This window comes from Rhodovarius lipocyclicus, assembly GCF_009900765.1.
Classification (GTDB): Bacteria; Pseudomonadota; Alphaproteobacteria; order Acetobacterales; family Acetobacteraceae; genus Rhodovarius; species Rhodovarius lipocyclicus.
Genome location: NZ_JAAABL010000007.1, coordinates 59,574 through 80,355, shown reverse-complemented (window position 1 = coordinate 80,355; position 20,782 = coordinate 59,574). Strand labels below are relative to the sequence as shown.

The following is a 20,782-nucleotide window of genomic DNA, read 5'->3' as shown; positions in this document are numbered from 1 at the left end:
GGTGGTGGCCGCCCCCGCCCCCCTGCTGCAGGTGCGCGACCTGCGTGTGCATTTCCACACGCGTGAGGGTGTGGTGCGCGCGGTGGATGGTGTGGACTATCACGTGAACCCGGCCGAGACGCTGGGCATCGTGGGGGAGTCCGGCTCGGGCAAGACCGTCTCCAGCCTGGCCACGCTGCGGCTGGTGCCGCCGCCCGCGCGCATGGCCGGCGGCCAGATCCTGTTCGAAGGCCAGGACCTGCTGGCCAAGAAACCCGCCGAGATGGCCGCCCTGCGCGGGCGCCGCATCGCCATGATCTTCCAGAACCCCGCCACCTCGCTGAACCCGATCTATTCCATCGGCGCGCAGCTGGGCGAGATCCTGATGTGGCACGAGAAGGCGAGCCGGGCCGAGGCCGATGCGCGCGTCGTGGAACTGCTGGGGCTGGTCGGCATCTCCGACCCCGGCGCCCGGCTGCGGCAATTCCCGCATGAGCTGTCGGGCGGCATGAAGCAGCGCGTGGGCATCGCGCGGGCCCTGCTGTGCAACCCGTCGCTGGTGCTGGCGGATGAGCCGACGACGGCGCTGGACGTGACCATCCAGGCGCAGATCCTGGAACTGCTGGCGGACCTGCAGAAGCGTTTCCGCATGTCCATGGTGCTGGTCACCCACGACATGGGGGTGGTGGCGCGCATGGCGAGCCGGATCACCGTGATGTACGCCGGCCGGGTGTGCGAGAGCGCGGATGCCGCGACCATCTTCAACGCGCCGCGACACCCCTATACCCGCGCGCTGCTGGAAAGCATGCCGCGCATCGACCATTCCTATACCGGGGCCGCGCGCCGGCCGCTGCCGACCATCGCCGGCCGCCCGCCCAACCTGCTGAACCCGCCCCCGGGCTGCCGCTTCCATGACCGCTGCCCGGAGGCAGCCCCCGAGTGCCGCCGGCTGCTGCCGCTCGAAACCCCGGTCGGCCCGGGCCACACCGTCAGTTGCCTGAAGCGCGGCAGCGAGGGGATCGCGGCATGAGCGCGCTGCTGGAAGTCGACGGGCTGTCGAAATACTACCCTGTCCTGGAACGCCGCCTGTTCCGCGCCAGCAAGCAGACGGAGATCCGCGCGGTCGATGGCGTCTCCTTCAGCGTGGCCGAGGGCGAGACGCTGGGCCTGGTGGGCGAATCCGGCTGCGGCAAGACCACCACCGCGCGCTCCATCCTGAACCTGGTCGAGCCCTCGGACGGCGCGGTGCGCTTCCAGGGGGAGGACATCGTGCCGGTGTTCCGCGGCGGGGACCGGGCGCGCATTCTCGCGATCCGCCGTTCCCTGCAATACGTGTTCCAGGACCCGTACCTGTCGCTGAACCCGCGCTGGACGATCGGGGAGACGCTGAAGGAACCGCTGCGCGTGCACCGGCCCGAGGCGCCGGAGACATGGGACGCCCGCATCGGCGAGTTGCTGCGGATGGTGGGCCTCGAACCTCATCATGCCTGGCGCTATCCGCACGAATTCAGCGGCGGCCAGCGCCAGCGCGTGGGCATCGCGCGCGCGCTGGCCATCGAGCCCCGCCTGCTGATCCTGGATGAGCCGGTGTCTTCGCTCGATGTCTCGGTGCGCGCGCAGATCCTGAACCTGCTGGCGGAGCTGCAGGACAGGCTGGGCCTCGCCTATCTCTACATCTCCCACGACCTCAGCTCGGTCCGCTACATCAGCACCCATGTGGCGGTGATGTATCTGGGCAAGCTGGTCGAGATCGGGCCGGTGGACGACATCTTCACCCGCCCCCGGCACCACTACACGCGGGCCCTGCTCAGCGCGATCCCGGTGCCGAGCCCTGGCGCCGCGCAGGACCGCATCGTGCTGCAGGGGGAGGTGCCGAGCGCCATGCGCCGCCCCACGGGCTGCCCCTTCCACCCGCGCTGCGCGGCCGCCCTGCCGGTGTGCGCGCAGAGCGAACCCCTGCTGATGCCGCCTTCCGCGCCGCATCGCGCCGCTTGCCACAACCCCCTTTGAACGGAGACACCGCATGCGCATGACCACAAAGCGCCGCGCCATGTTGCAGGCCTCGGCCGCATCCCTCGTCACCGCGGCGGTCGGCCCGGCCCAGGCGGCGCCGCCCTTCTTCCGCCTGTACCTGATGATCCCGAACAACCAGCCGGCGCGGATGATCTGGGGCACGCTGGCGGCCCAGCAGATGTCGCGCATCGGCATCGACGTGGTGTCGAGCTTCGTGCCCTTCACCGTCATCTCCCCCCGCCGGTCGCGCGGCGACGGCAAGCCGCATGCCGAGGGCGGCTGGGACGCCTATCTGGAGCGCTACTACTACAACGCCATCACGCCCACGCCGAACTCGCTGTTCCACAGCCGGCTGGCCCCGCCCTCCGGCCAGAACTTCTATTACGTGAACGACCCGCAGATCGACGACGCACTGGACCGCCTGGGCAGCACCATCGACCCCGCCGGGCGCCAGGCCGCCTACCGCGACTTCGCCAAGCGCTGGTACGATACAGAGCCGATGACGATCCTGTTCTATCCGAAGGACGTGATCGCGGTGAACCCGAAGCTGCGGGGCTTCGACACCACCACCTTCAACCCGGTGTTCTTCCCCAACCCCGAGAGCTGGACCATCGAGGGCGCGGGCAATGACGCGACGGCCGCCTTCGCCTCCTGGGCGCCGCCCATGTCGCTGATCCCGATGTATTCCAACGGTTATTCGGACAGCAACATCTTCGGCCCGGTCTACAACCGGCTGTACGAGTATGAGAGCTGGGAGAACAAGCGCCTGCAGCCCGGCCTCGCGCTCAGCCACACCATGTCCGACGACGGCAAGAAGTGGGTGATCACCCTGCGCCCCAATGTGCGCTGGCATTCGGGCGAGGAATTCACCGCCGAGGATGTGAAGTTCACCTGGGACACCATCCTGAACAAGGCCTATGGCGCGCCGATCCAGGCCACCGCCGAGCAGGTGCTGGGCGGCACCGAGAGCTATCGCGTGACCGGCAAGTACGAGATCACGGTGGAACTGCCGAAATACGACATGCTGTTCCTCGACTGGTTGCTGGGCGCGCAGGCGATCATGCCCAAGCATGCCTATGAGGGGATCGCGCCGGCCTCCATGCGCGGCCATGTGGCCTCGACCTGGAACGGGCGGTTCCAGGTGCGCGTGTCGGGCGGGCGGACCTATACCTCGCTGGGCGGCGTGGGCACCGGGCCCTGGATCGCGCAGGGCTATGACCCGCAGCGCCGCGCCTACAAATTCGTGCGCAACGAGAATTACTGGAAGCCGCACACCGGCAATGTGAAGACCTTCTACGTGGTCAACATCCAGGGCACGGATTCCGTGCTGTCGGCCCTGCGCTCGGGCGCCATCGACGCGCATGACCCGATGTACGACATCGGCCCCCTGGCCAGCACCATCGAGCCGAGCTGGGGCAAGGTGCAGAGCTTCGACAGCTTCAAGTGGCAGCACATCTGCTACAACCTGCGCCACCCGGTCTTCGGCACCGGCGTCGATACGCCGCTGGGCCGGCAGGACCCCGCCCGCGCGGCGGAGGCCGCGGCCTATATCCGCAAGGCCATCAGCCATGCCATGCCGCGCGAGCAGATCGTCAAGGAGATCGCGGGCGGCTATGGCGAGGAAGGCACGGTGCCGCTGCCCTTCACCTCGGAGCAGTACGACCACGATCTGCTGAAGCCCATCGCCTATGACCTCGACAAGGCGCGCGAATACCTGCAACGCGCCGGCTACCAGTACTGATCACGGGCCGCGCCCTTCGGGTGCGGCTCCTCCTTCCAAAGACGAGAACGACACCATGACCAGCCCGAAGCAGATCAGCCTCGGCCTTTCGATGCGCTATCTGGGTTACCACGCCGCTGCCTGGCGGCATCCCTCGGCGGACCCGGACGCGGCCTCCAAGCTGAGCCACTACCGCCGTGTCGCCGAGACCGCCGAGCGCGCCAAGCTCGACATGGTGTTCCTGGCCGACGGCATCGGCCTGCGCACGCGCGACGAGCCCCCGGGGGCGCTGCGCCGCTCCCACCAGGTGTTCGAGCTGGAGCCGCTGACGCTGCTCTCGGCGCTGTCCTCGGTGACGTCGCGCATCGGCCTCGTCTCCACCGCCAGCACCACCTACAACGAGCCCTATCATATCGCGCGCAAATTCGCCTCGCTCGACCACCTCAGCGGCGGGCGCGCGGGGTGGAACATCGTCACCTCCTGGTCCGAGGTGGAGGCCCGCAACTTCAACCGCGAAAAGCACATGGACTACGACACGCGCTATGAGCGCGCGGCGGAGTTCGTCTCCGTGGTGAAGGGGCTGTGGGATAGCTGGGAGGAAGATGCGCCGGTCTTCGACAAGGAGAGCGGCATCATGTTCGACCAGTCGAAGATGCACACGCTGTTCCACAAGGGAAAGCACTTCCAGGTCGAGGGCCCGCTGACCATCAAGCGCACGCCCCAGGGCCGGCCGGTGCTGGTGCAGGCGGGGGCGGCCCAGCAGGGCATGGAGATCGCGGCCGAAAGCGCCGATGTGGTCTATTCCTCCCATTTCGACATCGCCTCGGCCAAGGCCTATTACGACGATCTGAAAAGCCGGCTGGCCAAGTATGGGCGCGAGCGGGAGGCGCTGAAGGTGATGCCGGGCGTCACCCTCTTCATCGGCCGCACCCGGGCGGAGGCCCAGGCGAAATACGATGAGCTGAACGCGCTGGTGGCGCCGGAGCTCGGGCTTTCCTACCTGTACCAGACGCTGGGCGACCTCAGCGGTTTCGACATCGACGGGCCGGTGCCCGAACCGCCGAACGCCACCATCAAAAGCTCCGCGGGGCGCATGCTGGCCCTGGCGCGGCAGAAGAACCTGACCATCCGCCAGCTGTACCAGACCATCACCCCGGGCTTCGGCGGGCGCTGCGTGGTCGGCACGCCGAAGGATATCGTGGACGACATGCAGGCCTGGGTGGAGGGCGGCGCTGCCGACGGCTTCAACCTGTGCCCGCCGGTGCTGCCGCATGGCCTGGATGAGTTCGTGGAGCTGGTGCTGCCGGAGCTGCGGGCGCGGGGCATGTTCCGCACCGAATACAGCGGCCCCACCCTGCGCGACCATCTGGGCCTGGCCAGGCCGCGCAACCGCTACGCCCCGGCGTAACGGCAGGCGGGGCGCGGTGCCTGGGGACCGGCGATTGTGGAAGGCCCGCAAGCGCCTTACCAAGGGCTTGGCGGCGGAGGACCGCCATAACCCCTCCGCCGGCACCGCCGCGCGGAACCATGGCCTGCCGGCCGAACCGGCAGCCTGACGGAGCGCCCATGCCCCATATCGTCGTCGCCGATCCGATCCATCCGGACGGCATCCAGCGCCTGCTCGACGCGCCCGGCGTCACCCTCGACCATCCGGGCGATGGCGTGGCCACGGGCCTTCTTGACCGGCTGCGGGAAGCCGAGGGGCTGATCGTGCGCGGCACGGTGGTGGATGCGGCGCTGGTCGCCCAGGCGCCGAAGCTGAAGGTCGTGGTGCGCCATGGCGTGGGCTACGACCTGGTGGACGTGCCGACCCTGACCGCGCGCGGCATCGCGCTGATGATCACGCCGGAGGCCAATGCCGCCTCCGTCGCCGAGCACGCGCTGATGCTGATGCTGTCCGTCGCGCGGCGCGTGCTGCCGGTGGATGCGGGGGTCCGGCGCGGCGAGTGGCGCGTGAAGGGCCAGTCCGCCACCTTCGAGCTGGGCGGGCGGCGCGTGCTCATCCTGGGCTTCGGGCGCATCGGCACGCGCGTGGCGCGGCTGTGCGCGGCCTTCGGCATGCGGGTGGGGGTGCATGACCCCTTCATCCCCGCCGGCACCATTCGCGGCGCGGGGTATGAGGTGGTGAAGGACCGCGACGCGGGGCTGGCGGCCGCCGACATCGTCACCCTGCACCTGCCGGCCAGCGACGCCACGCGCGGCATGGTCGATGCCGCCTTCCTGGCCGCCATGAAGCCGGGTGCCGTGCTGATCAACACCGCGCGCGGCACGCTGGTGGACGAGGCGGCGCTGGATGCCGCCCTGCGGTCCGGCCATCTCTCGGGCGCGGGCATCGACGTGCTGCGGGTGGAGCCGATGCGGGAAGCCGGGCCGCTGCTGTCGCATGAGAACTTGGTCGTCACCCCGCATGTCGCGGCCAGCACCGCCGAGGGGCTGCAGCGCATGAGCTGGGATTCGGCCGGCAATGCCCTGGCCTATCTGGCCGGGGAGCCCGACATCGACGCGGTGGTGAACCGCGAGGTGCTGCGCTAAGGCCCGTGGGCAGCCGGCTTGCGGCGCCACCCCGATCGCCCAGCCCGCCGGGCACCACCAAGGAGAGCACATGGCATCGCACCCCACCCCACCCGCCGCTCCCGGCCGCTGGGAAGCCAACGCGCCGCCCGTGCGCTATCCGGACCCGGACGTGATCGTGCTGGACCCGCGCTTCCAGGCGCTGATCACGCCGCTGGCCGCCATCGAGCGCATCGCCACCGGCTTCCGCTTCACCGAGGGGCCGGTGTATTTCGGCGACACCCGCGGCCTGCTGTTCACCGACATCCCGAACGACGCGCTGCTGCGCTGGGATGAGGTGACGGGCCAGGTGGCGCCCTTGCGCCAGCCCTGCGGCAACATCGACGGCAACACCCGCGACCGCCAGGGCCGGCTGATCAGCGCCGAGCTCGGCAGCCGCACCCTGACCCGCACGGAGCATGACGGCACGGTCACCGTCCTGGCCTCCCACTTCCAGGGCACGCGGCTGACCGGGCCGAACGATGTGGTGGTGAAATCCGACGGCAGCATCTGGTTCAGCGACAATGGGGCGGGCATCCGCGGCCATTACCTGGGCGACAAGGCGCCGAAGGAAATGCCCTTCCGCGTCTATCGGCTGGACCCCGAAACCCGCGACCTGACCATCGCCATCGACGACATGGAGCGCCCGAACGGGCTGTGCTTCTCGCCCGATGAATCGCGGCTGTATGTGGTGGACACGCCGGCCGCGAACCGGCTGACCCGGGTGTACGACATGGTGGACGGCATGCCGCGCAACGGCCGGCTGTTCTTCGACGGGGCGGGCCATGCCGACGGCATCCGCTGCGACACCGAGGGCAATGTGTGGGCGGGTTTCTCCGGCGGGCCGGGGCAGGATGGCGTGGCCGTCTTCGCGCCGGACGGCACGTTGCTAGGCCGCATCCTGTTGCCGGAACGCTGCGCCAACCTGTGCTTTGGCGGGCGCAAGCGGAACCGGCTGTTCATGACGGCCAGCCAGTCCGTCTATGCGCTGTATGTGGAGGCGCAGGGGGCGCTGGGCGGGTGATGCCCGGGGCGCCGCCCGCGGGCTTGCACTGAACGGTCGGTCAGCGCATGTGTCAGGCGAACCGCCGGTTGCCGGCGGAAGGCGGGGGAATGGCATGGCGCGTCCGGCCACCAGGATAGCCAGCCCCGAGAGCGGGGATGGGGCCGAGCGCATGCTGCAGATCCTGTCGGAAGCGGCGCGCCTGTTCGCCACCAATGGCTATGACGGCACCTCGATGCGCGACATTTCCGAGGCCTGTGGCATCTCGAAGTCGCTGCTCTATCATCACTTCACCGACAAGGATGAGATCTTCGCCAAGGTGACGCTGGGCTCCACACGGGAGCTGTACCACTTCGTGTTCGACCGCCTGCCCGCGGATGCCCGCCCTTCGGAGCGCGTGCGCGTCTTCATGACCGCGACGGGCGAGTATTTCCAGCGCTACCGCTGGGCCTGGATCGCCTCCACCACCGCCTTCTGGAACGACCCGGAGCAGCGCCGCCAGAAGGAGCGCATGATGTGGCGCGACCGCTATGAGGGGCTGATCCGCACCCTGATCGAGGAAGCGATCGAGGCCGGCGAGTTCCGCCCGTTGGATGTGCCGCTGACCGGGCGGCTCATCCTCTCATCCCTCAACTGGATGCACCGCTGGTACAAGCCCGAGAAGGGCATGGCGCCGCCGCAGATCGCCGACGCCTATTGCGACATGATCTTCAACGGGCTGGTCGCGCCGCGATGAGGCGGACGGCGGCCGGGTCGTTGCGCTCGTCCATCCGCGCCTCATAGGTCAGATTCGCGCGCATCGCCCAGATGGCGTTCTGCAGGTACAGCGGCACGATCATCCCATCCTCCAGCGCGGTCAGGGAGGCGCGGCGCAGCAGGTCCTCGCGCCGCGCGTCATCCATCTCGGTCTGGGCGGCCGCGAGCTGGCGGTCCATCTCCGCGTTGGAATAGAGCAGGCGGTTGGCCGGGCCGTGCCCCGCGTCGCGGTCGGGCGTGCGCAGCACGGAATTCAGCAGCACCGAGACCTCGCCGGTGGAATTGCCCCAGGTCAGCAGGGCGGCGGGCGCCTCCCGCCGGCTGGCGCGGCCGATGAAGGTGGCATAGGGCTGGGCCTCCACCATGGTGCGCACGCCGATGCGCGTCCACATCTGCCCCACCGCCTGCACGAGGCCGGGCGCTTCATCGCGCAGGCCGCCATCCAGTGCCATGGCGGCATGGGCATGACCGAGGATGTGGCCGCGATCCGCCTCGCGCGCCGCATCATGATGGCCGAGTTCGAATTCGGCGACCGCAGCTTCCAGGCCCGCCGCCTGCTCGACGCGCATCGCGCGGCGGCCTGAGGGAACAGCACTATGCACGAACTGGCAAAGATGTTCCGGCCGCAATCGGTGGCGGTGGTCGGTGCCTCGGGCGACCCGGAGAAGCTGGGCGGCCGCGCGCTGCTGCACCTGAAGACGCTGGGGTATCAGGGGCGCATCTATCCCATCAACGTCAGCGCGGCCGAGGTGCAGGGCCTGCCCGCCTTCCGCAGCGTGATGGATCTGCCGGAGGTGCCGGATTGCGCGCTGATCCTGCTGCCGGCGGGGCTCGTTTCCAAGGCCGTGGAGGATTGCGCGGCCAAGGGGGTGAAGCACATGCAGGTGCTGTCCTCCGGCTTCGCGGAGGAGGGCGGCGAGGGCGTCGCCATGCAGCGGCGCCTGGCCGAGCAGGCGCGCGCCCACGGTATCCGCTTCACCGGGCCCAACTGCCTGGGCAGCATCAGCCCGCCCGACGGGTATTTCGGTACGTTCTCCTCGCTGCTGGCCACCGCACGGCCGGGGCCGGGCACGGTGGGGGTGGCGACCCAGAGCGGCGCCTATGGCTCGCACATCTACGCCGTCGCGGGCTTTCGCGGCATCGGCATCAGCCGCGCCATCGCCACCGGCAATGAGGCCGATGTGGATGTGGCCACCGCCATCGACTATCTGGCCGAGGACCCGGGCACCAAGGTGATCTGCGCCTCGCTGGAGGGCTGCGCCAATGACGACGGGTTGCGCCGCGCGCTGCTGAAGGCCGCTGCCGCGCGGAAGCCCGTGATCATCATGAAGGTCGGCAGCACCGAGGTGGGCGCGGCCGCCGCCGCGACCCATACCGGCTCGCTCGCCGGTGAGGACCGGGTGATCGACACCGTGTTCCGCGAATGCGGGGCACTGCGCGTTTCCTCCATCGAGGAGATGCTGGATGTCGCCTATCTGTGCTCCGTCGGGCCGCAGCCGCCGAACGCCGGGGTGGGCATACTGAGTGTCTCGGGCGGTATCGGCGTGCTGATGGCCGATGCCTGCATCGAGAACGGGCTGCAGGTGCCGGCCATGCCGCCGGAGGTATTGGCCGAGATCCGCGCCGTGCAGCCCATGGCGGGCGGGCGCAACCCGATCGACACCACGGCGCAACTGGCCGGCCGCCTGCATGTGGTCGAGACGATCAGCCAGAGCATGATGCGCGGCGCCGATCTGGGCGCTGTCATGTTCTATCTGGCGCATCTGGGGCGCGACCTGAAGCGCTTCCCGCCCCTGGCCAAGGCGCTGACCGGGCTGCGGCGGGACTATCCGGACCGCGCGGTGGTCGCCGTGATGACGCATGTGGACGAGGTGCGCCTGGCGCTGGAGGCCGAGGGCATCGCGGTGTTCGAGGACCCCAACCGCGCCGTGCGCGCGGTGGCGGGGGCGGAGCGCCTGCGCCGCCTGCAACTGGGCGCGGAGGCGGTGCCCGTCATCGCCCTGTCCGCCTGCAATGAGGCCGAGGCCAAGCGCCTGATCGCCGAGGCCGGCGTGCCGGTGCCGCCCGAGCATGCCTGTGCCAGCGCGACGGCGGCGGTCGCGGCGGCCGAGGCGCTGGGCTACCCGGTCGTGCTGAAAATCCTGTCCGACGACATCCCGCACAAGACCGAGGTCGGCGGCGTGCTGCTGAATGTGGCCGATGCGGATGCGGCCGCGCGGGGTTTCGCCACGCTGATGGAACGCGCCCGCCAGGCGCGGCCCGATGCGAAGCTGGATGGCGTGCTGGTGGCACCCATGCTGAAGGGCGGCGTCGAGACCATTCTGGGCACGCTGCGCGACCCGGTCTTCGGGCCGATGGTGATGTTCGGGTTGGGCGGGGTGGCGGTGGAACTGTTCCGCGACGTGGCCTTCGCCAGCGCGCCGCTGACGCCGCACCGGGCCGAGGCGCTGATCGCGGCATCCCGCGGTGCCAGGCTGATCGAGGGCTGGCGCGGCGCGCCGCCGCTGGACAAGGCCGCGCTGGTGCAGGCGCTGGTGGCACTCTCCCGCTTCGCCGCCGCGCATCCGGAGGTGGCGAGCGTGGAGGTGAACCCGTTCCTGGTGCGGGAGAAGGGGGCGGCGGCGCTGGACGCGCTGGTTAGCATCAGCACGCGGTGCTGAGGCGGGCGCGGGCCTGCGCGAAAAAGCGCGCCCCGGCGGTAGCCTCCGCCGCCGGAGGCGCGCAATCTCGGCCGCAAGAACATCGTCCGGGGAGGACATCGTGGACGCATCGTGGATTCCCGCGCCCGAAGCGGTCGAGCGCGCGCAGGTGACGCGGCTGATGCGAGAGCTGGGCTGCGCCGATTACGCGGCCTTGTATCGCTTCTCGGTGGAGCGCCCGGACGCCTATTGGCGCCACCTGCATGGCTTCCTGAACATCGCCTGGTCGAAGGACCCGCTGGGCTATGTCGACCTGCCCCAGGGCCGCGCCTTCCCCGACTGGTTCCCCGGCGGCGAGCTGAACTGGGTGGACACGGTCTTCGCCTGGGGCCGCACCCGCGCCGACCAGCCCGCCATCATCGCCGAGAGCGAGGACGGCACCGTCACCGAGATCACCTGGGCCGGGCTGGAGGACCGCGTGCTGCGCTTCGCCGCCGGGCTGCGCGCGCGGGGCTTCCAGCGCGGGGACCGCATCGGCCTGCTGATGGAAATGGGCATCGAGGCGGTGGTGACCTTCATGGGCATCTCGGCGCTGGGGGCCATCTGCGTGCCGCTGTTCAGCGGCTTCGGGGTGGAGGCGATCCGCGCCCGGCTCTCGGGTTGCGGCGCGCGGGCGCTGGTCGCCACCGCGGGCTTTTCCCGCCGCGCGCGGCCCATCGACATCGCGGGCCTGATCGGCCAGGTGCGGCCGCTGCTGCCCGAACTCGACACGGTGATCATGAAGGGCGCCGCCGCCCCGGGCACCATCCCCTGGGCCGAGGTGGACGCGCCCCCCGAGCCCGACCTGCCCGCCCGCATGGGGCCGGACGACCCGATGATGGTCATCTACACCTCCGGCACCACCGGCAAGCCCAAGGGGCCGGTGCACACCCATGGCAGCTTCCCGCTGAAGATCGCGCATGACGCGGCGGTGCATTTCGACATCGCACCGGAAGACCGCTTCTGCTGGCCGGCCGATATGGGCTGGATCGCGGGGTCGCTGATCCTGTGCAGCGCGCTGATGCGCGGCGCCACGCTGGTCTGCTACGACGGCGCGCCGGACTACCCCGACTGGGGCCGCATGGCGCGGCTGATCGAGCGCCACCGCGTCACCCATTACGGCGCCTCGCCCACGCTGATCCGGGGGCTGGCGGCGAACATGCCGGCCAGCGTGGCGGCGGACCTGTCATCCCTGCGGCTGCTGATCACGGCGGGCGAGGGCATCGATCCCGAGCATTTCCTGTGGTTCCAGCGGCACATCGGCGGCGGCCGCTGCCCGGTCATCAACTACACCGGCGGCACCGAGGTCTCGGGCGGGTTGCTGTCCAATGTGCCGGTGCTGCCGATCGTGCCCTCGGGGTTCAACACGGCCTCGCCGGGCATCAGGCTGGATGTGCTGGGCGATGACGGCGCGCCGATCCGCGAGGAGGTGGGGGAGCTCGCGATCCTCGACCCCTTCGTGGGCATGACGCGCTCCTTCTGGCAGGACCGGGAGCGGTATCTGGACACCTACTGGTCGCGCTTTCCCAACATCTGGGTGCATGGCGACCTGGCGCTGCGCGAGGAGGAGGGCGTGTTCTTCCTGCGCGGGCGTTCGGACGACACGTTGAAGGTGGCGGGCAAGCGGCTGGGCTCGGCGGAGGTGGAGGAGGTGGTGCTGGCCATCCCCGGCGTGGCGGAGGCCGCCGCGATCGGGGTGGAGGACGCGCTGAAGGGCCAGAAGCTGGTGGTGTTCCTGGTGGCCAAGCCCGATGCGGGGCCGGGGCTGGAGGCCGCCGCGGCGCTCGCGGTGGAACAGCATCTGGGCCGCGCCTTCCGCCCCGGCGCGGTGCACCTGGTGGCGGAAATGCCCAAGACGCGCAGCCAGAAGATCATGCGGCGCGTCATCCGCAACCTCTATACCGGCAAGCCGCCGGGGGATCTCAGCTCCCTCGACAATCCCTCGGCGCTGGAGGCGATCAGGGCTTCGGCCGTGACCTGATCTCGGCCCCGGCCCAGCCCTCGATCAGCTTCGCCAGCGCCGTCATGTCCTGGCCCGCCTGGCCATGGCTGGCGGCGAAGCGCCAGACCCGCGCGGCCTGCTCGATGGTCCACATCGGCACGCCCAGGTCGCTCGCGGTCTGCACCCCCAGCGCGATGTCCTTGTCCAGCACCGCGACGCTGGCGCCGAAGGCGAAGCGCCCGGACAGCACATCGCCCATCACATCGGTGCTGACATAGCTGCGCCCGGTGCCGGCATTGACCAGGGCGGCCATCATGTCCGGGTCCAGCCCCGCCTTGGCGCCCATGGCGAAGGCCTCCAGCGTGGTGACGATGTGGGTGGCGACCAGCACATTGTTCACCAGCTTCATCACCTGCGCCTGGCCTGGCTGCTCGCCCACCGGATAGACGGCGCGGCCGATGCGCAGCAGCAGGGGGCTGAGCTCCTCCACCGCCGCCGGGCTGCCGGCGGCCATCATGGCCAGGGTGCCGGCCCGCGCGCCGGGCGGGCCGCCGGTGATGGGGGCGTCCACCAGCGCGATGCCGCGCGTGGCCAGCCCCGCCTCGATGCGCCGCACGCAGGCGCTCCCGATGGTGGACATCTCCGCATGGATGCGGATGGCCGTGCCATGCACCACGCCCTGGGGGCCGAGCGCCGCGGCCTTGCTCACCTCGCCGGAGGGCAGGCAGGCCAGCACGATGCCGGCCGCATCCGCCACGCCGCGCGGGCTGTCATGGGCGATGGCGCCGCGCGCGATGAAGGGGGCCGTCGCCTCCGGGCGCGGGTCGAAGACATGCAGCTGGATGCCCTCGCCGAACAGGCGCTCGGCCATGGGCGCGCCCATCTGGCCGAGGCCCAGGAAACCGACATGGATCATACCGTCACCAGCCCGCTATCCACCGGCAGGATGATGCCGGTGACGATGCGCGATGCGTCCGAGGCGAGGTAGAGCGCCGCCTCCGCCATGTCCCGCGCCTCGCCCAGCCCCAGCAGGTGCTGGTCCGCCAGGCCCTGCATGGCCGGGTTGCCCTCCACCAGCGCGCGCACGCGCTCGGTCAGGGTGATGGTGGGCGCGATGGCGTTCACCCGCACGCCCTGCCGCCCGAATTCCACCGCCAGCGAGCGTGTGAGCGACGCGATGCCGCCCTTGGCCGCCGTGTAGCAATCCCGCCCCGGAAACCCCATCAGCGCGACGACGGAGGCCATGTTGATCACCGATCCGCCGCCGCTGCGGATGATTTCCGGAATGCCGAATCGGCAGCCCAGGAAGGTGCCGAACAGGTCGAGCCGGATGGCGCGCCAGAATTCCTCCAGCGGGGCGTTCACCGCATCGGAATCCACGCCGGTGGAGCCGCCAGCATTGTTGTGCAGCACATGCAGCCCGCCGTAATGCGACACGGCGCGGCCGATCGCGGCCTGGATGCTGTCGGGCTCACCCACATCGGTGGGGATGGCGATGGCCTCTCCACCGGCCGTGGCGATGCGGTGGGCGGTTTCCTCGCCGGTCGTGGCGTCGATCTCCGCGATGACGACGCGCGCGCCTTCGCGCGCGAACAGCTCGGCCGTGGCGCGGCCGATGCCGGTGCCCGCACCCGTGACGAGCGCGACCTTTCCAGCCAGTCTTGGCATGGCGTTTCCCCTGTTTTGCCCGACTATCGGCCCGGCCGCGCGGCGTGCGCAAGCGATTGCGGCCATCAACCGGCTGTGACAGCATCCCGCGAAACAGGCTGCCCGTTCGAGGCAGCGGGAGGAACCACATGGTCCAGTCGCTTTTCGCGGCGCCGCGCCGCCGTGCCCTGCTCGGCACCAGCCTCGCGGCCGTCGCCGCCCCCACCACGCTCCGCGCGCAGTCACCCAACGTGAAGATCGGCGTGCTGACCGATATGAGTTCCGTCTACGCCGATTATGCCGGGCAGGGTTCCGTCGATGCGGCGCGCATGGCCATCGCGGATTCCGGCCTGGGTGAGCGGGTGCAGCTGATCTCCGCCGACCATCAGAACCGGCCGGATGTGGGCTCCAACCTCGCCCGCGCCTGGTATGGCGACCAGAATGTGGATGCGATCTTTGACTGCCCGACATCCTCGGTGGCGCTCGCGGTGAACACGGTGGCGGGGCAGGCGAAGAAGCTGTGCATCTTCTCCACCGCCATCATCGACCGGCTGACCGAGGAGGATTGCAACGGCTATGGCCTGTCCTGGACCTGGGACATCTATTCGGTCGCGCGCAGCTCCGTGGTGCTGCAGATGCGGCGCGGCCTGGATACCTGGTTCATCATCCACCAGGACTACGCGGCGGGCACCGCCATGGCGTCGCTGGCGCGGGACATGCTGACCCAGGGCGGCGGGCGCGTGGTGGGCTCCGTCGCGCATCCGCTGGGTACCACCGACTACGCGGCCTATCTGCTGCAGGCCCAGGCCAGCCGCGCCAAGTTCATCATGTTCACCGCCGGCGGGTCGGACCTGATCAACGCGCTGAAGCAGGTGCGCGAATTCGGCCTGGTGCAGCGCGGCCAGCAGATCGGCACCATGTTCACCGTGCTGACCGATGTGCACGCCATCGGGCTGGAGGCGTTGCAGAACCTGAACTTCGTCACCGCCTTCTACTGGGACCGCGACGAGCAGACCCGCGCCTTCTCCCGCCGGTTCTTCCCGCTGCGGCAGAAGCCGCCGACCATGTTCCAGGCGGGCGTCTATTCCGCCGTCACGCGCTACCTGCGGGCGGTGAAGGCCACGGGCAGCGCCAAGGCCGAGGATGTGCGCGGCTGGATGCGCGACAACCCGTTCGAGGATTTCTTCGCCCGCAACGCACGGCTGCAACCCAATGGGCGGCTGATCCATGACATGCTGACCGCGCGCATCAAGGCGCCCGGCGAACAGCGCCACCCCTGGGATTACTATGAGATCACCGGCGTGGTCGGTGCGGGCGAGGCCTTCCGCCCCATCGAGCAGAGCAGGTGCCAGGCGCGCTTCTGATGGATCTGGGACTGCGCGGCCGCCGGGCGCTGATCACCGGCGGGTCCAAGGGCATCGGGCTGGCCGCCGCCGAGGCGCTGGCGGGGGAGGGGTGCGATGTCGTCCTCGTCTCCCGCACCGCACCGGAGCTGGAGGCGGCGCAGGCGAAGCTGCGCGCCGCGCACCAGGTGCGGGTGGTGGTGCGCGCCATCGACATGGCGGTCAGCGGCGGCGCGGAGACGCTGGCGCGCGAGTTCCCCGACATCGACATCCTGGTGAACAATGCCGGCGCCATCCCGGGCGGCACCATCGAGGAGGTGGACGAACCCCGCTGGCGCGCCGCCTGGGATCTGAAGGTGTTCGGCTACACCGACATGTGCCGGCGCTTCTACGCCGCGATGCGGGCGCGCGGGCGGGGGGTGATCGTGAACGTGATCGGGGCCGCGGGCGAAAGCCCGGATGCGGCCTATATCGCGGGTTCGGCCGGCAATGCGGCGCTGATGGCGCTGACGCGCGCGCTAGGTGGTGCCGCACCCGCTGACAATCTGCGCGTGGTTGGCATCAACCCCGGCCCGATCCTGACCGACCGGCTGGAGACGCTGCTGCGCCGCCGCGCGCTGGAGACCTTGGGCGACGCGGAGCGCTGGCCGGAGACCATGAAGGACATGCCCTTCGGCCGCGCCGGGCATGCGCGGGAGATCGGCGCGCTGGTGGCCTTCCTGGCCAGCGACCTGTCCGGCTACACCACCGGCACCATCGTGACGGTGGATGGCGGCATGGCGAGCAAGCGCAAGGCCTTTTAGACCTCGGTGGTGGGCGGAAAGCTGGGCTTGCGCTTCTCCAGGTGGGAAGCCAGCCCTTCCTTCACCTCCGGGCCGCTGAACCCCATGAATTCCATGGCCAGCGACGCCTCGAAGGCGGGGCCCGCGCTGCGCAGCCAGTTGTTCAGGGCATGCTTGGTCCAGCGGATGGCGCTCTGCGCCCCGTCCGCGAGGCGCGAGGCGACCTTCACCGCCCGCTCATCCAGCTCCCCGTCCTCGACCGCCAGGGAGATCAGGCCGATCCGTTCCGCTTCCTCGCCCGTCAGCAGGTCGCAGGTCAGCAGGTAGTATTTCGCCTTGGCCATGCCGCACAGCAGCGGCCAGATGATCGCCGCATGGTCGCCCGCCGCCACGCCCAGCCTTGTGTGGCCGTCGGTGATCTTGCATTCCTTGGTCGCGATCGAGACGTCCGCCAGGATGCCGCAGACCAACCCCGCGCCCACGGCCACGCCGCGCATGGCACTCACCACCGGCTTGCGGCAGTTGATGATGCCATAGACCATGTCCTTGGCCTCCCGCCACACGCGGGTGCGGGTCTCGAAATCCTCCGTGATGGCGCGCACCATCTCGAAATCGCCGCCGGCCGAGAACATCGCGCCCGCCCCGGTGATGATGGCGCAGGCCACGCTGTCGTCGCCGTCGATGTCGCGCCAGATCCGCACCAGCTCCCCATGCATGATGGCGTCGGCGGTGTTCATCTTGCCGTTGTCCATGGTGATGCGCAGCACGCGCGGGTGCGGGCGGTCGAAGCGCAGCCGCTGGTAGGTGTCTTCATAGCTCATGCCTGGATTTCCTTGCTCAGGGCGGCGACCGCTTCGGGGTTCACGAGGCTCGACAGGTCGCCCGGCGGCTGGCCTGCCAGCGCCGCGCGGATGACGCGGCGCATGATCTTCATCGAGCGGGTCTTCGGCAGGTCGGGCACGAAGATCACCCGCTTGGGCTTGAAGGAGCGGCCGAGGGCGGTGGCGACGGCGTTGGCCAGCAGTGCCGCATCCCCGGTGTGGCCGGGGGCTGCCACCGCGACGCAGATCACGGCCGTGCCGGTCACGGCGTCGGGCACGCCCACAGCGGCCACCTCCGTCACCGTGCCGGTGGCCAGCATCGCCTCCTCGATCTCGGTGGGCCCCACGCGCTTGCCGGCCACCTTCATCGTGTCGTCCGACCGGCCATGCAGGAACCAGAACCCCTCCGCGTCGCGGGAGGCGAGGTCGCCCTGCACCCACAGCCCCGGGATCTGGGACCAGTAACTGTCGATGAAGCGCGCCTCGTCCTGCCACAGGCCCCGCGTGGTGCCGATGCAGGCCTCCCGCATCACCAGCTCCCCCACCTCGCCGGGCGGCAGGCTGGCCCCGTCCGGCCCCACGATGTCGCCGCCCGTGCCCGGCACCGGGCCGCTGAAACTGCCGGGCTTCTGCGGGAACAGGATGTTGGAGCCGACGATGGCGCACATCTCCGTCCCGCCCGAGAAGTTCAGGATCGGCGCGCGTCCGCCGCCCAGGCGGTGCATCACCCACAGCCAGGTTTCGCGGTCCCAGGCCTCGCCGCTGGAGGGGAAGGCGCGGATGGAACGCAGGTCATGGCGCTCGATGGCGTCATCCGCATCCCGCCGCAGCATGCGCGCCAGGGTGGCGGCGGTGCCGAAATGCGTGACCCGGTGCTGGGCGGCCAGCCGCAGCAGCCGGTCGGGCTGGGGCCAAGTGGGCGCGCCCTCCGCGATCACCAGGGTGGCTCCCGCCATCAGGCTGCCCAGGATGGTCACCGTGCCGCCGAACCAGCCGAAATCCGTGGGCCACAGCATGCGCTCGCCCGGCTTCAGGTCCAGCGTCAGCCGCGCATCCTGGCCGATCTTGATGCCGAGCCCGGCATGGGTGTGCACCGTGCCCTTGGGCCGGCCGGTGGTGCCGGAGGTGTACATCAGCAGCACCGGGTGTTCGGCCGGCAGCTCGGCGGCGGGCGGGGCCTCGCCGTGCGCCACATCCCGCCAACGCAGGTCGCGGCCGGGCCGCATGGGGGCGTCGTCGCCCAGGACGATGACGTGGCGGACCTCGGCCGGCTCGCGCAGCGCCTCGTCCACCACCGCCTTCATGGGGACCGCGGCGCCGCGCCGCCGCGTGCCGTCCACCGTGATCATGGCGCGCGCGCCGCTCATCGCCAGGCGCTGGGCGATGGCATCGGCCCCGAAGCCTGAGAACAGGGGCAGGGTGATGCAGCCGATCCGCGCGCAGGCCATGAAGGCGGCCAATGTCTCGGGCAGCATGGGCAGATAGACCGCGACGACATCGCCCGCACCCAGCCCCAGCCGCGACAGCCCGGCGGCCAGGGCCGCGGCCTCGCGGTCCAGCTCGGCATAGGACCATTGGCGGGTGGTGCCGTCCTCGCCTTCCCAGATCACGGCGGGGCGGGCGGGGTCGTTCGCCGTCACGGCGGAATCGTACAGGTTCGCCATGCCGCCGATGAACCAGCGTGGCCGCATGATGCCGCCCGACAGGTCCAGCATGCGCTCCGGCGTCTGGCGGAAGCGGAAGCCCAGCCAATCCGCCAGGGCGCACCAGAACCATTCCGGCTCCGCCGAGGAGCGGGCCAGCAATTCCTGGTAATCCCCGCAGCCGCTGGCCGCGATGAAGCTTGTCCAATTGGCCGCGCGTCGAACGTCGTCCGACGGGCGCCAGGCGATCTCGTCGTCCCGCGTCATGTGTTTCACTCCCGCGCGCAGCTTGCGCACAGGGCGGGCCGGGCACAAGGGCGGGGCGGGTGCTTCAGGCCTTGCGGATGTTGTGGAACAGCGGGAAGCCGTTGAGCATGCCGGTGATGCTGCTGCGGAAGGCGAAGGGCTGCATCCAGGCGCCGGTCGGGATGTAGGGCACGTCCTGCCAGGCCTGCATCTGGATGTCGTGGCAGATGCGCTGCTGCTGGGCCGGGTCGGCGGCATCCAGGTATTCGTCGCGCAGGGCCTCCAGCCGCGCCGATTCCGGCCAGCCGAAGGTGCCCGCGCGCCCGATGCCGCGCAGATAGGATTGCGTGGCGGGGGAGGTCGCGATGATGCCGGGGATGTAGTTGCACCACACGCTCCAGCCGCCGCGGTCCAGCCCCTCGCGGTTCGCCAGGCGCGGCAGCACCGTGCCCCAGTCCAGCGCCTGGTAGTCGAGGTTGATGCCCACCTTGCGGAACATGTCCGCCGCCAGCAGGCTCATGGCGTTCAGGGAGGGCAGGTCGGTCGGCACCACGAAGACCACGCGCTCGCCCTTGTAGCCCGCGGCCTCCAGGTCGCGCTTCACCTTCTCCAGGCTGCGCGGGCCGGTCATCACCTCCAGCCCGGCCTCGGTGGCCGAGGGGCTGCCGGGCAGGAAGAAGCCGCAGCGGTCGTTCCACAGGGAACGTTCCTCGCCCATCACCGCCTGCATGTATTCGGTCTGGTTCACGCCGGCCAGGAAGGCGCGGCGGATGGCCGGGTTGTCGAAGGGCGGCACCAGGTGGTTGAAGCGGATCATGCCCATCAGCCCGCCGCGCTCCTTCGCCTCCACGCGGATGTTGCGGTTGCGGCGCAGCAGGGGCAGCAGGTCGGGCTGGGGCTGTTCCCACCAATCGACCTCGCCCGCCTGCAGGGCGGCGGCGGCGGTGGCGGCGTCGGGCAGGGTCACCCATTCCACGCGGTCGATGTGCACCACCTTGGGCCCCGCCGCGAAGCTGGGCGTGCCGGAGGAACGCGGCACATAGCCCGCGAATTTCTCGTATACATTGCGCGCGCCGGCCACGCGCTCGCCCGCGATGTAGCGGAAGGGGCCGGAGCCTACCATGTCCGACACCTGCTGGTTGAAGGGGGTATTGGCCAGGCGTTCCGGCATGACGGGACAGAAGGCCGAGGGCTTGGCCAGCGCCGTGGGCAGCAGCGGGAAGGGCTTCTTCAGCCGGAACTGGATCACGCGGTCGGAAGGCGCGCTCAGCTCCTCGGTCGTGGCGCGCAGGGTCTGGCCGAAGGCGTCGGTCTGCGTCCAGCGGTTGATGCTGGCCACCGCGTCGCGCGCCAGCACCGGCGTGCCGTCATGGAAGCGCAGCCCCTCCCGCAAGGTCAGCTTCCAGGTCTTGCCGTCATTCTCAATGACATGGCCTTCGACCATCTGCGGCTGCGGGGTGAAGCTGTCGTCCAGCCCGTAGAGCTGGTCGAACACCAGGAAGCCATGGTTGCGGGTGACGAGGCCGGTGGTGAAGACCGGGTCCAGCAAAGCGAGATCCGCCTGCGGGACGAACTTCACCACCTTGGCCGGCTGCGCGCCGGCCGGGGCGGAGAGGCCGGCGGCGCCGGCGGTGGCGAGGAAGTCTCGACGCTTCATGG

At 70.2% G+C, this 20,782-nt stretch carries 18 protein-coding genes; 12 read left to right on the top strand and 6 right to left on the bottom strand.

Translation table 11 applies throughout. From position 1 onward, the window contains the following. The first annotated feature begins 4 nt into the window (after positions 1–4). From GT007_RS08850 to GT007_RS08820, 7 genes are all read left to right on the top strand, one after another. Positions 5–1,009: an ABC transporter ATP-binding protein gene (locus GT007_RS08850; RefSeq protein ID WP_236571566.1), complete on the top strand. Its 1,005-nt coding sequence runs from the start codon at positions 5–7 to the stop codon at positions 1,007–1,009. Beyond that, the gene (locus GT007_RS08845) at positions 1,006–1,989 is read left to right on the top strand and encodes an ABC transporter ATP-binding protein (protein ID WP_160121242.1); all 984 of its coding nucleotides are present in this window, start codon (positions 1,006–1,008) and stop codon (positions 1,987–1,989) included. The genes GT007_RS08850 and GT007_RS08845 overlap by 4 nt, the downstream gene beginning before the upstream one ends. A 13-nt stretch (positions 1,990–2,002) precedes the next feature. After that, positions 2,003–3,733, top strand: coding sequence for an ABC transporter substrate-binding protein (locus tag GT007_RS08840; protein WP_160121241.1), 1,731 nt, complete (start codon positions 2,003–2,005; stop codon positions 3,731–3,733). A 55-nt stretch (positions 3,734–3,788) separates the two neighbouring features. Continuing rightward, on the top strand, positions 3,789–5,120 hold the full coding sequence (locus GT007_RS08835; RefSeq protein WP_160121240.1) for an LLM class flavin-dependent oxidoreductase: 1,332 nt from the start codon (positions 3,789–3,791) through the stop codon (positions 5,118–5,120). Between the two features lie 158 nt (positions 5,121–5,278). After that, positions 5,279–6,244 carry a hydroxyacid dehydrogenase gene (locus tag GT007_RS08830; RefSeq protein ID WP_160121239.1) on the top strand — a complete coding sequence of 322 codons (966 nt, stop codon included), beginning with the start codon at positions 5,279–5,281 and terminating at the stop codon, positions 6,242–6,244. A 70-nt stretch (positions 6,245–6,314) separates the two neighbouring features. Further along, positions 6,315–7,286 (top strand): SMP-30/gluconolactonase/LRE family protein, encoded by a 972-nt coding sequence (locus tag GT007_RS08825; protein ID WP_160121238.1) that lies wholly within the window; start codon positions 6,315–6,317, stop codon positions 7,284–7,286. Between the two features lie 94 nt (positions 7,287–7,380). After that, positions 7,381–8,001 (top strand): TetR/AcrR family transcriptional regulator, encoded by a 621-nt coding sequence (locus tag GT007_RS08820; protein ID WP_160121237.1) that lies wholly within the window; start codon positions 7,381–7,383, stop codon positions 7,999–8,001. Here the strand turns inward: GT007_RS08820 and GT007_RS08815 are convergent. Next, the gene (locus GT007_RS08815; protein WP_160121236.1) at positions 7,976–8,473 is read right to left on the bottom strand and encodes a periplasmic substrate-binding domain-containing protein; all 498 of its coding nucleotides are present in this window, start codon (positions 8,471–8,473) and stop codon (positions 7,976–7,978) included. The genes GT007_RS08820 and GT007_RS08815 overlap by 26 nt on opposite strands. A gap of 6 nt (positions 8,474–8,479) precedes the next feature. On the opposite strand from GT007_RS08815, the gene GT007_RS22775 reads away from it, so the two are divergent. The 3 genes from GT007_RS22775 to GT007_RS08805 all read left to right on the top strand — a co-directional run bounded on the left by GT007_RS22775 (position 8,480) and on the right by GT007_RS08805 (position 12,680). After that, complete coding sequence (locus GT007_RS22775; RefSeq protein WP_268894550.1) at positions 8,480–8,605, top strand: hypothetical protein; 126 nt, start codon at positions 8,480–8,482, stop codon at positions 8,603–8,605. 12 nt (positions 8,606–8,617) lie between these two features. Then, positions 8,618–10,681 (top strand): acetate--CoA ligase family protein, encoded by a 2,064-nt coding sequence (locus GT007_RS08810; protein WP_160121235.1) that lies wholly within the window; start codon positions 8,618–8,620, stop codon positions 10,679–10,681. A gap of 100 nt (positions 10,682–10,781) precedes the next feature. Then, positions 10,782–12,680, top strand: a complete 1,899-nt coding sequence (locus GT007_RS08805; RefSeq protein WP_201451839.1) for an AMP-binding protein — start codon at positions 10,782–10,784, stop codon at positions 12,678–12,680. Here the strand turns inward: GT007_RS08805 and GT007_RS08800 are convergent. Together GT007_RS08800 and GT007_RS08795 are read right to left on the bottom strand one after the other, a co-directional pair. Next, entirely contained in the window at positions 12,658–13,557 is a 900-nt protein-coding gene (locus GT007_RS08800) for an NAD(P)-dependent oxidoreductase (protein ID WP_160121234.1), read from the bottom strand. The two genes, GT007_RS08805 and GT007_RS08800, sit on opposite strands and share 23 nt — an antisense overlap. Further along, on the bottom strand, positions 13,554–14,309 hold the full coding sequence (locus GT007_RS08795; RefSeq protein WP_160121233.1) for an SDR family NAD(P)-dependent oxidoreductase: 756 nt from the start codon (positions 14,307–14,309) through the stop codon (positions 13,554–13,556). The genes GT007_RS08800 and GT007_RS08795 overlap by 4 nt, the downstream gene beginning before the upstream one ends. A gap of 128 nt (positions 14,310–14,437) precedes the next feature. Here GT007_RS08795 and GT007_RS08790 point away from each other — a divergent pair, with 128 nt between their 5' ends. Both GT007_RS08790 and GT007_RS08785 read left to right on the top strand, forming a co-directional pair. Continuing rightward, positions 14,438–15,652 (top strand): ABC transporter substrate-binding protein, encoded by a 1,215-nt coding sequence (locus GT007_RS08790; RefSeq protein ID WP_160121232.1) that lies wholly within the window; start codon positions 14,438–14,440, stop codon positions 15,650–15,652. Continuing rightward, the gene (locus GT007_RS08785) at positions 15,652–16,434 is read left to right on the top strand and encodes a short-chain dehydrogenase/reductase (RefSeq protein WP_160121231.1); all 783 of its coding nucleotides are present in this window, start codon (positions 15,652–15,654) and stop codon (positions 16,432–16,434) included. Before GT007_RS08790 ends, GT007_RS08785 begins: the two co-directional genes overlap by 1 nt. Here the strand turns inward: GT007_RS08785 and GT007_RS08780 are convergent. The 3 genes from GT007_RS08780 to GT007_RS08770 all read right to left on the bottom strand — a co-directional run bounded on the left by GT007_RS08780 (position 16,431) and on the right by GT007_RS08770 (position 20,780). Further along, on the bottom strand, positions 16,431–17,234 hold the full coding sequence (locus tag GT007_RS08780) for an enoyl-CoA hydratase/isomerase family protein (protein WP_160121230.1): 804 nt from the start codon (positions 17,232–17,234) through the stop codon (positions 16,431–16,433). The genes GT007_RS08785 and GT007_RS08780 overlap by 4 nt on opposite strands. After that, positions 17,231–19,144 carry an AMP-binding protein gene (locus GT007_RS08775; RefSeq protein ID WP_160121229.1) on the bottom strand — a complete coding sequence of 638 codons (1,914 nt, stop codon included), beginning with the start codon at positions 19,142–19,144 and terminating at the stop codon, positions 17,231–17,233. Before GT007_RS08775 ends, GT007_RS08780 begins: the two co-directional genes overlap by 4 nt. Before the next feature lie 64 nt (positions 19,145–19,208). Next, positions 19,209–20,780, bottom strand: coding sequence for an ABC transporter substrate-binding protein (locus GT007_RS08770; RefSeq protein WP_160121228.1), 1,572 nt, complete (start codon positions 20,778–20,780; stop codon positions 19,209–19,211). Between the last annotated feature and the right edge of the window lie 2 nt (positions 20,781–20,782).

Bases quoted from the DNA above. Each gene is read 5' to 3' on its own strand.
- GT007_RS08770 (WP_160121228.1), bottom strand. From the start codon at position 20,780: ATGAAGCGTCGAGACTTCCTCGCCACCGCCGGCGCCGCCGGCCTCTCC.
- GT007_RS08795 (WP_160121233.1), bottom strand. From the start codon at position 14,309: ATGCCAAGACTGGCTGGAAAGGTCGCGCTCGTCACGGGTGCGGGCACC.
- GT007_RS08825 (WP_160121238.1), top strand. From the start codon at position 6,315: ATGGCATCGCACCCCACCCCACCCGCCGCTCCCGGCCGCTGGGAAGCC.
- GT007_RS08800 (WP_160121234.1), bottom strand. From the start codon at position 13,557: ATGATCCATGTCGGTTTCCTGGGCCTCGGCCAGATGGGCGCGCCCATG.
- GT007_RS08780 (WP_160121230.1), bottom strand. From the start codon at position 17,234: ATGAGCTATGAAGACACCTACCAGCGGCTGCGCTTCGACCGCCCGCAC.
- GT007_RS08820 (WP_160121237.1), top strand. From the start codon at position 7,381: ATGGCGCGTCCGGCCACCAGGATAGCCAGCCCCGAGAGCGGGGATGGG.
- GT007_RS08790 (WP_160121232.1), top strand. From the start codon at position 14,438: ATGGTCCAGTCGCTTTTCGCGGCGCCGCGCCGCCGTGCCCTGCTCGGC.
- GT007_RS08845 (WP_160121242.1), top strand. From the start codon at position 1,006: ATGAGCGCGCTGCTGGAAGTCGACGGGCTGTCGAAATACTACCCTGTC.
- GT007_RS08840 (WP_160121241.1), top strand. From the start codon at position 2,003: ATGCGCATGACCACAAAGCGCCGCGCCATGTTGCAGGCCTCGGCCGCA.
- GT007_RS08835 (WP_160121240.1), top strand. From the start codon at position 3,789: ATGACCAGCCCGAAGCAGATCAGCCTCGGCCTTTCGATGCGCTATCTG.
- GT007_RS08810 (WP_160121235.1), top strand. From the start codon at position 8,618: ATGCACGAACTGGCAAAGATGTTCCGGCCGCAATCGGTGGCGGTGGTC.
- GT007_RS08830 (WP_160121239.1), top strand. From the start codon at position 5,279: ATGCCCCATATCGTCGTCGCCGATCCGATCCATCCGGACGGCATCCAG.
- GT007_RS22775 (WP_268894550.1), top strand. From the start codon at position 8,480: ATGGGCATGACCGAGGATGTGGCCGCGATCCGCCTCGCGCGCCGCATC.
- GT007_RS08785 (WP_160121231.1), top strand. From the start codon at position 15,652: ATGGATCTGGGACTGCGCGGCCGCCGGGCGCTGATCACCGGCGGGTCC.
- GT007_RS08775 (WP_160121229.1), bottom strand. From the start codon at position 19,144: ATGACGCGGGACGACGAGATCGCCTGGCGCCCGTCGGACGACGTTCGA.
- GT007_RS08815 (WP_160121236.1), bottom strand. From the start codon at position 8,473: ATGGCACTGGATGGCGGCCTGCGCGATGAAGCGCCCGGCCTCGTGCAG.